At 60.9% G+C, this 14,570-nt stretch carries 9 protein-coding genes and 1 tRNA gene; 7 read left to right on the forward strand and 3 right to left on the reverse strand.

Going from position 1 to position 14,570, the window contains the following annotated elements; translation table 11 throughout:
- Nucleotide 1 precedes the first annotated feature (1 nt).
- Nucleotides 2-814 carry an ABC transporter permease gene (locus tag ACQZ40_RS02810; protein ID WP_448747354.1) on the forward strand — a complete coding sequence of 271 codons (813 nt, stop codon included), beginning with the start codon at nucleotides 2-4 and terminating at the stop codon, nucleotides 812-814.
- 310 nt (nucleotides 815-1,124) lie between these two features.
- Here ACQZ40_RS02810 and ACQZ40_RS02815 read toward each other — a convergent pair whose 3' ends face one another.
- On the reverse strand, nucleotides 1,125-2,789 hold the full coding sequence (locus tag ACQZ40_RS02815) for an ABC transporter permease (RefSeq protein WP_448747355.1): 1,665 nt from the start codon (nucleotides 2,787-2,789) through the stop codon (nucleotides 1,125-1,127).
- Nucleotides 2,790-2,867: 78 nt separating this feature from the next.
- Nucleotides 2,868-6,662: an ATP-binding protein gene (locus ACQZ40_RS02820; protein ID WP_078051235.1), complete on the reverse strand. Its 3,795-nt coding sequence runs from the start codon at nucleotides 6,660-6,662 to the stop codon at nucleotides 2,868-2,870.
- 316 nt (nucleotides 6,663-6,978) lie between these two features.
- On the opposite strand from ACQZ40_RS02820, the gene ACQZ40_RS02825 reads away from it, so the two are divergent.
- The 3 genes from ACQZ40_RS02825 (at nucleotide 6,979) to ACQZ40_RS02835 (ending at nucleotide 9,655) form a co-directional block, all read left to right on the forward strand.
- Nucleotides 6,979-7,055 (forward strand) — tRNA-His (locus tag ACQZ40_RS02825).
- Between the two features lie 234 nt (nucleotides 7,056-7,289).
- Nucleotides 7,290-8,918, forward strand: a complete 1,629-nt coding sequence (locus tag ACQZ40_RS02830) for a Ppx/GppA phosphatase family protein (protein ID WP_198939047.1) — start codon at nucleotides 7,290-7,292, stop codon at nucleotides 8,916-8,918.
- On the forward strand, nucleotides 8,915-9,655 hold the full coding sequence (locus ACQZ40_RS02835) for an RlmE family RNA methyltransferase (protein ID WP_078051233.1): 741 nt from the start codon (nucleotides 8,915-8,917) through the stop codon (nucleotides 9,653-9,655). The genes ACQZ40_RS02830 and ACQZ40_RS02835 overlap by 4 nt, the downstream gene beginning before the upstream one ends.
- On the opposite strand, the gene ACQZ40_RS02840 is transcribed toward ACQZ40_RS02835, so the two are convergent.
- Nucleotides 9,656-11,053: an MDR family MFS transporter gene (locus tag ACQZ40_RS02840; RefSeq protein WP_078051232.1), complete on the reverse strand. Its 1,398-nt coding sequence runs from the start codon at nucleotides 11,051-11,053 to the stop codon at nucleotides 9,656-9,658.
- A gap of 209 nt (nucleotides 11,054-11,262) precedes the next feature.
- Between ACQZ40_RS02840 and ACQZ40_RS02845 the strand changes: the two genes are divergently transcribed.
- The 3 genes from ACQZ40_RS02845 (at nucleotide 11,263) to ACQZ40_RS02855 (ending at nucleotide 14,568) form a co-directional block, all read left to right on the forward strand.
- Nucleotides 11,263-12,264, forward strand: coding sequence for an MBL fold metallo-hydrolase (locus ACQZ40_RS02845; protein WP_162934026.1), 1,002 nt, complete (start codon nucleotides 11,263-11,265; stop codon nucleotides 12,262-12,264).
- Nucleotides 12,265-12,548: 284 nt separating this feature from the next.
- Entirely contained in the window at nucleotides 12,549-14,054 is a 1,506-nt protein-coding gene (guaB, locus tag ACQZ40_RS02850) for an IMP dehydrogenase (protein WP_065654415.1), read from the forward strand.
- Nucleotides 14,055-14,166: 112 nt separating this feature from the next.
- Nucleotides 14,167-14,568, forward strand: coding sequence for an MAPEG family protein (locus ACQZ40_RS02855; protein ID WP_004432719.1), 402 nt, complete (start codon nucleotides 14,167-14,169; stop codon nucleotides 14,566-14,568).
- Nucleotides 14,569-14,570 lie beyond the last annotated feature (2 nt).

Here is a 14,570-nt window from a genome sequence, read left to right on the forward strand (position 1 = left end):
CATGAAGCGCGGAAAATTCGACATCACCGTCCTCACTCTCGGTTTTGCCTTTCTTTATATCCCGATCATCATCCTGATCGTTTATTCCTTCAACGCCTCGAAGCTCGTCACCGTCTGGGGCGGCTTCTCGCTGCAATGGTACCGCTCCATGTGGTCGAACGAGGGGCTGATGGATGCGGCCTGGGTAACGTTGCGTGTCGGTATCCTCAGCGCCACCATCGGCACCATCCTCGGAACGCTGGCGGCGCTGTCGCTGACGCGGTTCGCGCGGTTTCCGGGCCGGGTGCTGTTTTCCGGCTTGATCTATGCGCCGCTCGTCATGCCGGAAGTGATTACCGGCCTGTCGCTGCTGCTGCTCTTCGTGGCCGTCGGGGTGGATCGCGGTTTCTGGACGGTGGTCATCGCCCATACGACTTTCACCATGTGTTACGTGGCGATCGTCGTGCAGTCGCGGCTCCTGACCTTCGATCGCAGTCTCGAGGAAGCCGCGCTCGATCTCGGCTGCCCGCCGGTCAAAACCTTCTTCCGCATCACCCTGCCGCTCATCTTCCCCGCCGTCATTGCCGGCTGGATGCTGGCCTTCACCCTGTCGCTGGACGATCTGGTGATCGCCAGCTTCGCCACCGGCCCCGGCGCAACCACGCTGCCGATCAAGATCTATTCGCAGGTTCGCCTTGGTGTGACGCCGGAAATCAACGCCATCTGCACGATCCTGATCGGGCTTGTCACCATCGGCGTGATCGTCGCCTCCATCGCTTCCAAACGCACCGAATTGCAGCGGATGCGGGACGAACATGCGGCAGCACGGAACTGATCGAATATCCCGCGTCGATTTTTACGCGTTACTGTTGAAATCGCGAGAAAAGTAGAAACTGTTAATTTAGTTTCGGCGCTTTACGGTCTCAGAATAGGAATTTTCGTCGGTAATTGATCGATTTTGGTTTTAACCGCTTGTTAATAGGAGTTGGCGGAAAGTAAACCCAACGCAGGGCCGTCAAATTTTTGATAGCCGGGACTGATAATTTCCATCTGGCGAGATTGTCCCCCTTTCTCTCGTTGAAAAGCACAACTTATCCAGGCGGCCGTAAGGCCGCCTTTCTTTTTGCCGCAAAGGCCCGTGCCACTCAGCGGTTTTCTGGATGATCCATCGATTTCGAGACGAGCAGCACGGGAATAAGCCCGGCAATGATGATGATGATCGCCGGCACGGCCGCATCCTGCACCCTTGAGCGCGATGCATCCTCATAAACCAGCGTGGCCAGCGTGTTGAAACCGAAAGGCCGAAGCAGGATGGTGGCCGGCAATTCCTTCAGGGATTCGATCAGGACGAGAAGAAAAGCCGTCAGCGCCGCGGGCCGCATGTTCGGCAACAGCACCTTGAACAGCGTCTGCGCCCGGTTGCGCCCAAGCGTCCGCGAGGCCATGTCGATATGCGGCGAAAGCTTCTGGAAACCAGCATCGAGCGTGCCTTCCGCCATGGTCATGAAGCGCACGGCATGGGCGTAAATGATGGCAAAGGCGGTGCCGGAGAGCAGAAGCCCGGTGGAAAAGCCGAAATGTGCGCGGATAAAGCCATCGACGCCATTGTCCAGACTGGCGAGCGGAATGAGCACCCCGATGGCGAGCACGGTTCCCGGCACGCCATATCCCATGGAGCCGAAGCGGGCAGCCACCTTCGAGGTGCGCGAGCGCTCGGTGCGGATGGCATAGGAAAACACGAAAGCGGCTATCAGCGTCACGAAGGCGGCGGAAAGCGAGACTTCGAGACTGTGTCCGAGCGCTTTCAGAAGCTTCGGCGTAAACAGCGCATCGAGCCTCCTCGCGGCGTAACCGCCCAGCACGATGACGGGAATGAAAAAGCCGCTCGCCACGGGAACGAAACAGAAAAGACTTGCACCCCAGCGCCGCCAGCCGTTGAGCGCCTTCAGCCGGTGACGCTGCGCCATGCTTGTCGCTTTCGGCGCGCCGAAGCGCTGTTTTTCCCGGGCATTGCGTTCGATGACGATCAGCGCACCGACGATGACGAGGATGACGGCGGCGATCTGCGTCGCATTGGCGAGATTGCCGCGATTGAGCCAGGTTTCGTAGATGGTGAAGGTCAGCGTCTGGACGCCGAGATATTCAACCGCGCCGATATCGTTCAGCGTTTCCATCAGGACCAGAGAAAGCCCGATGGCGATGGCCGGCCGGGCCATCGGCAATTGCACGGAGAAAAACACGTTCAGCGGTTTTGCGCCGAGCGTGCGGGCCGCTTCGGCCGCAAACCGTCCCTGCATGGAAAAGGCGGCGCGGGCCGAGAGATAAACGTAAGGATAGAGGACCGAACTGAGAACGATCACCGCACCGCCGAGCGAGCGTATGTCTGGAAACCAGTAATCGCGGATGCTGTGATAACCGAAAGCGGCGCGCAACGCGCTTTGCACCGGGCCGGTAAAGTCGAGAAACTCGCCGAACGCATAGGCGGCGAGATAGGAGGGGATGGCGAGCGGCAGCACGAGCGTCGCGGACAATAACCGCCTCAGCGGAAATTCGAATGTGGTGACAAGCCAGGCGCAGACGATGCCGAAGAAAGCCGTCGTCGCGGCCGTCATCCCCAGGAGCAGGAAGGTGCGAAACCCGGCGCGCGGCAGGACATTGGCGAGAAGATGCTGCCATCCTTCCGTGCTGCCGGTCAGCGCCAGCCAGAAAATTGCCAGAATGGGCATGGCGGCAATGGCCGCGACGATGACCGCCGTGATGGGCAACACCGAGAAGCGTCTTGTTGCCGGAAGGGAAACCGTCATGGACATGCCAGTCTACTGTCGTGCAAAGGCCTCAACCGGCGACCATCGTGCCGGCGGCCTCCGCATTGCTACGCCCGCATGGCCTCAGTTGGCAAGAACCCGCTGCGAGGGAAAGGTGATTTCCACCAGCGTGCCTTCATTCGGCGTGGAGGTAATGGAGAAATTCGCCCGGTTGGCGTCCACCATGGCCTTGGTCAGCGGCAGGCCGAGCCCGGTGCCGTCGCCGCGCACGCGCTTGCCGGAGGAGGCCACCTGCCGGAACGGCTTCATGGCCTGTTCCAGTTCCGCCCGGGTCATGCCAATGCCGGTGTCGCGAATGCGCAGCGACACGCTGCCATTGGCCTCATAGGCGGTGGATACCACGATCTGGCCGCCGGACGGCGTGAAGCGGATCGCGTTCGACAGGATGTTCAGCACGATCTGCTTGATCGAGCGCAGGTCCGCGACGATCTGCGGCACGGATTGCGCAAGTGCGGTGCGGATGATGACGCGCTGGTTGTTGGCCTGCGGCTGCACCAGCGAGACCGCCTCGGCGACCGTTTCGTTGAGCGGCACGGCGACGAAATCCACATCCATCTGCCCGGCCTCGATCTTGGAAATATCGAGCAGATCATTGACGATGTCGAGCACATGCCGGCCGGAACGGCCGATATCATTGGCATATTCCACATAACGCGGATGGCCGATCGGCCCGAAACGTTCGGTCGCCATCATGTCGGCAAAGCCGATGATGGCATTGAGCGGCGTGCGGATTTCATGGCTGACGCGCGCCAGGAAGTCGGTCTTGTGGGCATTGGCGGTTTCCGCCGCCCGCTTGGCGTTGCGCAGTTCTTCTTCGGTGCGCTTCCACTGGGTGATGTCGCGGATAACCGCGCAATAGCCATGCGAAGATTTCAGCCGGCCGATGGTCATGAACAGCGGCAGGAAGCCGCCGGATGCTTCGCGGCCGATCACTTCGCGGCCGTCATTCAGCACGCTGGCGACACCGTTATTGGCGAGACCGGAGAGATAATCCAGCACGGCGCGCTGGCTCTCATGGGCAAAGAGGGTGACGAAAGGTTTGCCGGCGATTTCACCATTGTCATAGTTGAACAGTGCGCTGGCGGAACGGTTGAGCGAGCGGATTTCGCCTTCGTCTCCCAGAAGCACCACGCCGTCGGTGGCCGTTTCCAGAATGGAATGCAGTTCCTCCACTTCGCCCTGCAACAGGGAGAGGCTGCCTGCTTCCGCATTTTCGGCATCGCCGGCAGCAATATTTTCGTTGGCGGCCGCAACCGGCGCCTGCTTTTCCTCAAGCGGCACCAGCGACAGCATCAGCGCCTTGGTTTCTTCCCAGCGAATGGACTGCAACCGCGCCTTGACGGGAATGATGTCGTTGTCAGAGCTGACGACCACCATGCCGCCTTCGTTGTCCGGCATCTCCTCCAGCTCCTGCCGCTGCAGCAGCGCTTCCAGACCGCCCACCTCTTCGAGCTCGGCGAGAGAGCCATAGCCCGTCAAGCGCAGGAAATCCGGGTTGGCGTGGATCAGCCTGTCGCCGGCATGCACCAGAAGCGCCACGGGCATCTGGTCCAGCGTCTCGGCCGTCAAGGCATTTGCGGGGCGAACGGACGGGCTGACCATGGCGGCGGCAATATCGGCAGCCGGCCGCTCGTCAGCCGCAGGCTCTTCCTTTTCGTCGGAACCGCTTTCATCCGCCGGTGCGCGAATGGCCGCAGGCTGCTCGCCACGAACGTAATCGGCGAAAAGATCGTCTTCTTCCGCCGGTTCGGTTTCCCTGTCGTCATTTTCCGTTTCGGAGGCCGCGCTTTCCGAAGCATCCGCATCGATATCCCGCTGGATATCCTGCATGGTCGGCTCAGCGGAAATGGCTTCCGCATCCGTTTCCCGGTCTTCTTCGGAAGCAGCATCCGCCGACGCAAGCGCCCGGCCGATTTCGCGGAAGGCGGCCTGCTCGCCTGCGGTCAGCCCCTCGCGGGAGCGCGAGCGGCGCTCCTCCAGATGGACGACCTTGTCGGAATAGTCCGGCTCCAGCGCGGGTGCTGCAAGCGGCGCTTCGAATTCCGGCGGGGTATAATCATGGTGCTGTTCTTCGGCCGAAACCACGTCCGATGCATCATCCGCCGCATCCGCCGCATCGGCCTCGGTTACCCGGATCGCATCCTCAGCGATGGAATCGGAATCTTCACCTGCCTCGTCATCCTCATCGATAAAGGCCAGCAATTCGTGGCTTTCATCCTCAATAGCGGGCTGCGGCAGTGCTTCCGCATCGGCCTCTTCGCCGTTGAGGAAGGTGAGGCCGGTGGCATGCGGGTCTTCGGCGGCATCGGCAAGCCGCACGATGCCGAAACCGCGGAAACCGTCGAATTCGCGTGAGCGCGTATAGGTGGGCAGGGCGGCGAGATCGATCGGCACCATTAGCGATGTGCCTTCCACCGGCCAGTAGATCGTCTTGCCCGACCATGTGTCGCGACGGCCGAGAAGCTCGCGGATCTTGCCGTCGGGATCGAGATTGAACAGGGCCGCGACATCGGCAAAGCCCATGCCTTCCACGGCAGCCGCCTTGGCGCCCACAGCCTCCGCAAATTCATGCGAGATCGAACTGAAGCGTCCTTCCGCATCGATTTTCCAGACGAAACGGGAAGCGCGCGCACCGGCATTGAAAACAAAAGGCTGTGCTTCTGCACCAGCGCCGATGTCCGTCTCCTCGGTCTCCGCCTCCGCCGTTATCTCCCCATCCGCGGCAGGAGCAGCGTCTGACGGCACTGTTTCGACGATTTCATCGTCCGCGACTGCGTTTTCTTCGACCCGGGTCTCTTCGGCAGGGGCATCGGCGATTGCCCGCTCGGTTAAGGGAGCTTCTGCTTCATCCTCATCGAGTTCGAAAAGATCGGCGATGTCGTCGGTCATCGCCACATGTGCCGCGGCGTCGGCGTCCTGCGCGGAAATCGCCGCCGGGGCCACCGCTCCGTTTTCCGGCAATGACGAAAGGCTGTTCTCATCCTGCTGCGCTGCCTCTTCCTCTTCGGGATCGGCCGGCAGTTCCTGAACCTCTTCCACATCCTCGATGCCAGCGACGGCATCGAGCACGGAATCGAAGGAGGTTGCAGCGGCAACAGGCGCGACCTCCGCAACCGGCAGGGCGGGCTCGGCGGCGGCTGGCGTTTCCTGCGGCCTGTCTTCTGCGAAACCATTGACGGGATCGAGTGTGCCCAGCGCGGTTTCGACCACGAACATCAGGTTCAGTTCGGGCGATGCCGCAATCTGGCCGGTGGCGGCGGGCAGATAGCCCTTGCCGGTCGGCACCGGCCGCTTGACGAGATGGCCGGACTGTCCGGCTGCCATTTTCACCAGTGTCCGTGCGGTATGCGGTGTGATGCCGAGCGACGAAAAGCCGGGCGAGGCGGCGACAATCTCGTTCTCGCCGTTCAGAACCGCCATATGGATATCGGGGTCGTCGAAACCTTCGATCATGCGCCGAGCGCATTCCGCCGTGTCGGGTGCGACTTGGTCGGTGAGGGCGGAAAACAGGATGGCGGGCTGTCCGGGCTCGGCCTCGATGATTTCCGCGCGCGCCGTAACGGCAAGGCTGCGGAAACCCGACGTAATGCGAATGGTAAACGGCAGGCTGTCGCCTGCTTTGGAAAGCCGCGCCGCCGTGGCTGCCAGTTGCCGGAAGGTCACGTCCTGCGGTTTCGGGCCCTGTTCCAGAAAATCATAAACCATCGGCGTGCCGAACAGCGCCGCACCCCGGCCATTGGCCCAAAGGGCGTTTTTAAGGTCGAGCGAGAACAACGCCATGGCCTCGCCACGCCCGAAACCTTCACGCACCCGTTCATGCACTGCGATATCGATAAAGGGATACTGGACGGCGGGCATGTCGAAACCTATTCTGGCACTACCGGACCTTGCGGGCTTTTCGGCTTCCTCATGAAGCTCTAAACGTAAACCCGCCGAGGCATCACGTTAACAGAATTTTAAATAACTTCACAGCGCGGTCTGGTCCACCATCCGCCGGATGAATCGCCAAATAGAGTTAACATCAACAGGCCGCTGCGGCCTCTTTATGTCAGCCCGGCCCCTTGAAAAGCACTTGCCTTTCTCAGCCTTTTTTCGCAAAATTCGAAGAGGCACTTGCAAATGGGGAAAACACCTTTTATGTCACCCCCCGTGACGCCGCTTCGGCGTTTCATGTGCGGTTGTAGCTCAGTTGGTTAGAGCGCAGGTTTGTGGCACCTGAGGTCGGTGGTTCGACCCCACTCAACCGTACCATTCCCCTCTCCCAGTAAGTTATGCGTCACAAGGACTTTCCGGGAGAGGGGAATACTTTATCCAGACCGGTCCGCGCAGGCACCTCCCGATTTCTGAAAATCCGCAAAATTATTGCCATGTCCGTGGTGGTTCCCACGCAACCTTGGTGACGTGTGAGCCTTTGCCACACGCCGCCCGGCAAAAACCATTTGGCTAAAATCGCTTGCGCTGGTATTGTCCGCCCAACGAAACCTTATGAAAGCCAGCAGCATAGCGTCTACGCTTGTGCGCGGCGAAATGGACAAGACAGTGATCGACCCCGGAAACGGCCCAAAGCCGTCGGAACAAGGGGCGTCGGTGGCGAACAAAGGGAAAGCGAAGCGATCCCGTCGTGGCAAGAAACACAAGCGTGACGGTCAGCCCCGTGACGCTGCTGTGCTGTCGCATGATGTTGCCGCGGATGTTCCGGCCGGTTCCTCCTATGCATCGGCTCTTGAGCCGGATGCCGAGCCGCGCAAGAGAAAGCGCCGCAGGCGCTCTCGCGGCAAGGGTGCGTCTCAGCAGGCTGCCCCAGCTTCCATCGTGCCGGCGCAGGCTCCAGCCGCAACAGATGCCGCCAATCCATCCGCCGTGCCACCGGGCGCAGGGCGAAAGCCGCGCCACCGCAAGCGTGGTCACCGCGATCCGCGCAGCCGCGACCCACAGGGCCGTCCGCTGGTTCCAACCCATGCGCCGAAACACGTCGGCAAGCAGAACGGTCGCGCCAATGGGGCCGGGCAGGAACCGCATCGGCAATCTGAACTACCCGCTCGGCACGCAAGCCGCCAGCATGAGCATGGCCAGGAGCCGCAGGCGGATATGTATGCCGCGCTCGATCTCGGCACCAATAATTGCCGGCTTCTGATCGCGCAGCCGACGCGACCCGGTCAGTTCCGGGTCGTCGATGCCTTTTCGCGCATCGTCCGGCTGGGCGAGGGGTTGGTGTCGAGCGGCCGGCTCTCCGACGACGCCATGGATCGAGCTGTCGAGGCGCTGAAAGTCTGCTCCGCGAAACTCTCCGGTCGCCCGATCAGGCGCATGCGGCTCATCGCGACCGAGGCCTGCCGCGCTGCGTCGAATGGTGAAGAGTTTCTGGCGCGGGTTACGCGGGAAACGGGACTGAAGCTCGAAATCATCAGCCGCGAGACGGAAGCCCGCCTTGCGGTGTCTGGCTGCGCTTCTCTCGTTGGGCGCGAGGCGCGTTCGGTCGTGCTGTTCGATATCGGTGGCGGATCGTCGGAAATCGCCGTCATCAAGGTTGGCGAAAACCGCTCGAACCGGCTCGCCAATCACATCACCCATTGGACCTCGTTGCCGGTCGGTGTCGTCACGCTCTCGGAACGCCATGGCGGGCGCGATGTGACGCCGGACGTCTTCGCCGCCATGGTGCGGGAAGTCGAAGGGTTGCTCGATGCCTTCCATTGCCCGCCTCTCGCGCCGCAAACCCATCACGAGGATTTTCATCTTATCGGAACTTCGGGCACGGTCACGACGCTTGCCGGCGTCCATCTCGATCTGCCACGATACGATCGCCGAAAGGTGGATGGCCTGTGGTTGTCGGACGCCGAGGTGACGGCGATGCAGGACAAGCTGCTGGCCTGGGATTTCGCCGGCCGCGCCGCCAATGCCTGCATCGGGCCTGACAGGGCCGATCTGGTTCTGGCCGGCTGCGCCATTCTCGAGGCCATTCGCCGCCGCTGGCCGGCACGCCGTATGCGCGTGGCGGATCGCGGCCTGCGCGAAGGCCTTTTGACGGATATGATGGCGGATGACGGCGCATGGCGGCGCAACCGCATCAGGCGCATGCAGATGACACGGCAGGACAGGACGGAAGGTTTGACATGAGCAAGGCGCCGACAAGCAACAACCGCACCGGCCGCAAGATCGGCCAGAAGGTCAAGAAGACCAAGCTCAAGGCCTCGTCGCGCCGCTGGCTGGAACGTCATATCAACGACCCCTATGTGCAGCGCGCCAGGCTTGAGGGCTATCGCGCCCGCGCCGCCTTCAAGCTCCTGGAAATCAACGACAAGCACCAGATCCTCAAAGGCGCGCGCCGCATCATCGACCTTGGGGCGGCACCTGGAAGCTGGTCGCAGATCGCTTCGAAGGTGACGGATTCCACCGAAGACGATATTCGCGTTGCCGCCATCGATTTCCTCGAGATCGATCCCATTCCCGGTGTGAAAATCCTCCAGCTCGACTTCCTCGATCCCTCCGCGCCGGAAAAGCTGATGGAGGCTGTTGGCGGCACGCCCGATCTGGTGCTGTCGGACATGGCCGCGCCCACCACCGGTCACCAGAAGACCGACCATATCCGCACCATGCATCTGTGCGAAGTCGCGGCCGATTTCGCCGTTCAGGTGCTGGCGGAAGGCGGCCACTTCCTTGCCAAGACCTTTCAGGGCGGCACGGAAAAGGCATTGCTGGATATGCTGAAGAAGAACTTCAAGCAGGTTCTGCACATCAAGCCGGCGTCCTCACGCTCGGAATCTGTGGAAATGTTCCTGCTTGCTAAGCACTTCAAGGGCCGCAAGGGCGAGCCGACCGACGCATCCGAAGCCGAAGAGGCTTCCGAAGACTGATCACTCCGCCGGTTGTGAGACCTTGCCCCGGTGGCCGGAGACGGCCGCCCCGGCATTGCCGTCCATGCGGATGATCGGCACGATGGCGAACAGCGATACCAGCGCCACGATGATGAAGGCGATGTGGAAATCGGCGAGCTGCAGGTGCGTGCCGGACATCACGCTGCTGACTTCCAGAATGGAGGCGGCGAAAGCAACACCCAGCGCCAGGCTAATCTGCTGCAGCACCGACGCCATCGAGGTCGCCTGGCTGGCCTGACTGTCCTCGATATCGGAATAACTGAGCGCGTTCGATCCGGTGAAGAAGAAGGACCGGGCAAATCCCGCTGTCACAAGGAAGATCATGATCAGCGGATAAGGCGTTTCCGGGGTGAAGAAGCCGTTGGCGAGCGTGGTGCAGGCGCCGACGATGCCGGCCCCGATCAGTGTCGAGCGGAATCCGGTTGCCGCAAACACCCGCTTGGCCATGAATTTCGTGGTGATCGCGCCGATTGCGCCGGCAAAGGTGATCATGCCCGACTGGAACGGATTGAGCCCGAAACCGATCTGCAGCATCAGCGGCATCAGGAAGGGTATGGCGCCCGTGGAAATGCGGAAAACGGTGCCGCCGACGGACGCCGCCCGGAAGGTCGCGTTCTGGAATATGCGAAAATCGAGAATGGGGGCGGGGTGGCGCGCGGCGTGGCGCAGATAAAGAAAACCGCAGATGAAACCGATGATCGTCGAGGCGATGCCGATGGCCGGCGGCAGCGCCGGCAGGCTGACGACGGAGAGGCCGAACACCACACCGGAGGCGGCGATGCCTGATAGCACGAAGCCTTTGCCATCCATCGGCGGCGGGTTGGTGGTTTCGATTTCCGGCAGGAAGATCGTCGAGAGCCAAATGCCGATGACGCCGATCGGCACATTGATCAGAAAAATCCAGTGCCATGAAAAATAGGTGGTGATGAAGCCGCCGATGGGTGGGCCGGTAAGCGGTCCCACCAGCCCCGGAATTGTCAGCAGCGCCATGGCGGAGACGAGTTCGCTGCGCTTGGTCGTGCGCAAAAGCACGAGGCGGCCAACGGGCGTCATCATCGCCCCGCCCATGCCCTGTAGGAAACGCGAGAGCACGAATTCGAACACCGAGGACGACACTGCGCAGCAGATCGACCCCACCACGAAGACGCCGATGGCGAAACGGAAGATTTTCTTCGCGCCGTATTTGTCGGCCATCCAGCCGCTGATGGGAATGAAGATCGCCAGCGCCACCATATAGGCCGTCAATGCGAGCTTGAGCGTGATCGGGCCGACATGAAGGTCGGCGGCAATTGCCGGCAGCGAGGTGGCGATGACGGTGGAGTCCATCTGCTCCATGAAGAGAGCGACTGCCAGGATGAGGGGAATGATGCGGTTCATGAGGCTGCCTGCGGCTTTCCGCTGCGACAAAGGATATCGCCGTTCCTCCTACGCCTGATAAGCGGGCTTGCCAACACGTTAATTATCAATTTCTCAAGTTCCGATCAAACCTGCGTGAGGCCGGTTTTCTTGCAACTTTATCGCTCTATTGTCCGTTGGCATGGTTCAGTTGGCGATCACGGCCAGTTGGCGATATCGGGAGAAAAATGATGACCCAATCCTTGAGCATGAGCAGACGCGGCCTCATCGGCGCGGCGGGCGCAAGCGTTCTCGGTGCGCCGCTGTTGATGGCGCGCACGGCAACGGCCCAGACCAGCCAGCCGCAAACCTCCATGGAGATAGAACACGCGATGCCGCCTGAAACCAACCGCTTCAAGCTCGGCAATTTCGAAGTGCTGGTGGTGAAGGATGGCGCACGCGCGGCTCCCAATCCCGGCGAGACCTTCGGGACCGATCAGTCGGCGGAGACGGTCGGAAAATTGCTGGAAGACAATTTTCTGCCGAAGGAGCAATTCGTCAATTCCTTCTCGCCGGTCCTCGTCAATACCGGCACGGATCTCGTGCTGTTCGATACCGGTTTCGGTGAAGCCGGGCGCGGTGCGGGCAATGGCCGGTTGATCGAGGGCATGGCGGCGGCCGGTTATACGCCGGAAGATGTGACCGTCGTGGTGCTGACCCACATGCATGGCGATCATATCGGTGGGCTGATGGAAAAGGGTGCTCCGGCTTTTTCCAAGGCGCGCTACGTGTTCGGTCAGGCGGAATATGATTTCTGGACGGATGAGAAACGTGTCGGCACGCCTGCGGAAGGCGGTCACAAGGGCGTTCTCACGAACGTCAAGCCGCTGGCGGAAAAGGCGACCTTCATTGGCGACGGCGCCAGTGTCGTATCCGGGATTACCGGTGTGGCGGCCTTCGGTCATTCGCCTGGTCACATGATTTTCCGTGTCGAATCGGAAGGCAAACAACTCATCCTGACGGCGGATACGGCCAACCATTTCGTCCTTTCCCTGCAGAAACCAGATTGGGAGGTGAAATTCGACATGGACAAGGCGGCTGCCGCCGCGACCCGTAAGAAGGTCTATGACATGATCGCCACCGACCGTTTGCCTTTCCTTGGGTATCACATGCCTTTCCCGGCGGTCGGTTACGCGGAAAAGCTGGATACCGGCTATCGTTTCGTGCCGAAATCCTATCAGTTCGACATCTAATGCATGTCGCGCAAAAGTGTTCAGCGGTTTTGCGATAACGACATGCATAAAAACAAGCAGTTATAGCGCGTCGTGTGGGGCAAGGACCCACACGACGCGCTATAACGTCTGCTGCAATGCAGCAACAAAGAAAGCCCGGAAGGCAATTCCGGGTTTTTTCTATTCCCTTCCTGTCATGAACGTGTTACCAGCCCTCGCCAACTTCCAAGCAATCCTTGCAGGGCGCCGGGGTGAACTTTTCGTTCCGGAACGGCCACGCATTTTCAGTATGAAGGAATTTGGTCATGGCACGCATCATTCAAACACCCACTGGTTTGGACGCTCTCACATTTGACGATGTGTTGCTGCAACCCGGACATTCCGAAGTCATGCCGGGACAGACGAATATCGCCACCCGCATCGCCCGCGATATCGATCTCAACCTGCCGATCCTCTCTTCCGCCATGGATACGGTTACCGAAGGCCGCCTCGCCATCGCCATGGCCCAAGCCGGCGGCATCGGTGTCATCCACCGCAACCTGACCCCCATCGAACAGGCCGAAGAAGTACGGCAGGTGAAGAAGTTCGAAAGCGGCATGGTCGTCAACCCCGTCACCATCGGCCCGGATGCGACGCTCGCTGAAGCACAGGCGCTGATGAAGGCGCATGGCATTTCCGGTATTCCGGTCGTTGAAAACGGCGGTTCCGGCGGCCACAAGAACGGCCGTCTCGTTGGCATTCTGACCAATCGCGACGTGCGCTTCGCCTCCGATCCGCAGCAGAAGATTTACGAACTGATGACCCGCGAAAACCTGGTCACGGTCAAGGAAAGCAGCGTCGATCAGCAGGAAGCGCGCCGCCTGCTGCACAAGCACCGTATCGAAAAGCTGCTGGTTGTGGATGCCAAGGGCAACTGCGTCGGCCTCATCACCGTCAAGGATATCGAGAAGTCGCAGCTGAACCCCAACGCCACCAAGGATGCGCAGGGTCGCCTTCGCGCCGCTGCCGCCATCAGCGTCGGCGCTGACGCCATCGAGCGCGCCGAGCGCCTTATCGATGCCGGCGTCGACCTTCTGGTCGTCGATACCGCGCATGGCCATTCGCAGCGCGTGCTGGATGCCGTCTCGCAGGTCAAGAAGATGTCGAACTCGGTTCGCATCATCGCCGGCAATGTCGCCACCGCCGACGGCACGAAGGCGCTGATCGATGCCGGCGCTGATGGCGTCAAGGTCGGTATCGGCCCCGGCTCCATCTGCACCACCCGCATCGTCGCCGGCGTCGGCGTTCCGCAGCTCGCTGCCATCATGTCGTCGGTTGAAGTCGCCAATGCGGCTGATATCCCTGTCATCGCCGATGGCGGCATCAAGTTCTCGGGCGATCTGGCCAAGGCAATCGCCGCCGGCGCTTCCGCCGTCATGATCGGCTCGCTGCTTGCCGGCACGGATGAAAGCCCGGGCGAAGTGTTCCTCTACCAGGGCCGTTCCTTCAAGGCCTATCGCGGCATGGGCTCCGTAGGCGCCATGGCGCGCGGCTCGGCAGACCGTTATTTCCAGGCGGAAGTACGCGACACGCTGAAGCTCGTTCCGGAAGGTATCGAAGGTCAGGTTCCCTACAAGGGCCCGGTTTCCGGCGTCCTGCACCAGCTGGCAGGTGGCCTGAAAGCCGCCATGGGTTATGTCGGCGGCAGCAACATCAAGGAATTCCAGGAGCGCGCCACCTTCGTTCGCATCTCCAGCGCGGGCCTGCGCGAAAGCCACGCCCATGACGTGACGATCACCCGCGAAAGCCCGAACTACCCCGGCGCGGTTTGATCTTTCGAGGCGAATCCGTAAAAGGATACTGAGTATTTGGCGCTCCCCGATTCATGCCGGATCGGGGAGCGTTATCATGATTGGAGAAGAAAGCATGTCACCCACGACCGCAATGTTCTGGCCGATGATCGCCCATGTCTTTCTGGTCTTCTGCCTTTATGCGCTCCTGATCATCCGGCGTAACAAATACACCTTCAAGGATCGCGAATCGGCGATCAAGCTGCGCGACCGGGGCGAAGAGGCGCGTGAAAGCCATCTGGTGAACCGTAACATCGCCAATCAGTTCGAACTGCCGGTGCTGTTTCACATCGCCTGCCTGCTGCTCTACATCACGGATGCGGACAATATCGTCACCGTCGTTCTGGCATGGCTGTTCGTGCTCTCGCGTTATGCCCATTCCTATGTCCACGTCACCAGCAACCGCCTGCGTCAGCGTGGCGCATTGTTCGGCATCGGCTTTGCGCTGGTCGTCTGCCTGTGGGCGTGGCTCGCCATATGGTTGGCGCTGGAGTAAAT

This window comes from Agrobacterium sp. 16-172Ci (assembly GCF_053522725.1).

Bases quoted from the DNA above. Each gene is read 5' to 3' on its own strand.
- ACQZ40_RS02810 (WP_448747354.1), top strand. From the start codon at position 2: ATGAAGCGCGGAAAATTCGACATCACCGTCCTCACTCTCGGTTTTGCC.
- ACQZ40_RS02815 (WP_448747355.1), bottom strand. From the start codon at position 2,789: ATGTCCATGACGGTTTCCCTTCCGGCAACAAGACGCTTCTCGGTGTTG.
- ACQZ40_RS02820 (WP_078051235.1), bottom strand. From the start codon at position 6,662: ATGCCCGCCGTCCAGTATCCCTTTATCGATATCGCAGTGCATGAACGG.
- ACQZ40_RS02830 (WP_198939047.1), top strand. From the start codon at position 7,290: ATGAAAGCCAGCAGCATAGCGTCTACGCTTGTGCGCGGCGAAATGGAC.
- ACQZ40_RS02835 (WP_078051233.1), top strand. From the start codon at position 8,915: ATGAGCAAGGCGCCGACAAGCAACAACCGCACCGGCCGCAAGATCGGC.
- ACQZ40_RS02840 (WP_078051232.1), bottom strand. From the start codon at position 11,053: ATGAACCGCATCATTCCCCTCATCCTGGCAGTCGCTCTCTTCATGGAG.
- ACQZ40_RS02845 (WP_162934026.1), top strand. From the start codon at position 11,263: ATGACCCAATCCTTGAGCATGAGCAGACGCGGCCTCATCGGCGCGGCG.
- guaB (WP_065654415.1), top strand. From the start codon at position 12,549: ATGGCACGCATCATTCAAACACCCACTGGTTTGGACGCTCTCACATTT.
- ACQZ40_RS02855 (WP_004432719.1), top strand. From the start codon at position 14,167: ATGTTCTGGCCGATGATCGCCCATGTCTTTCTGGTCTTCTGCCTTTAT.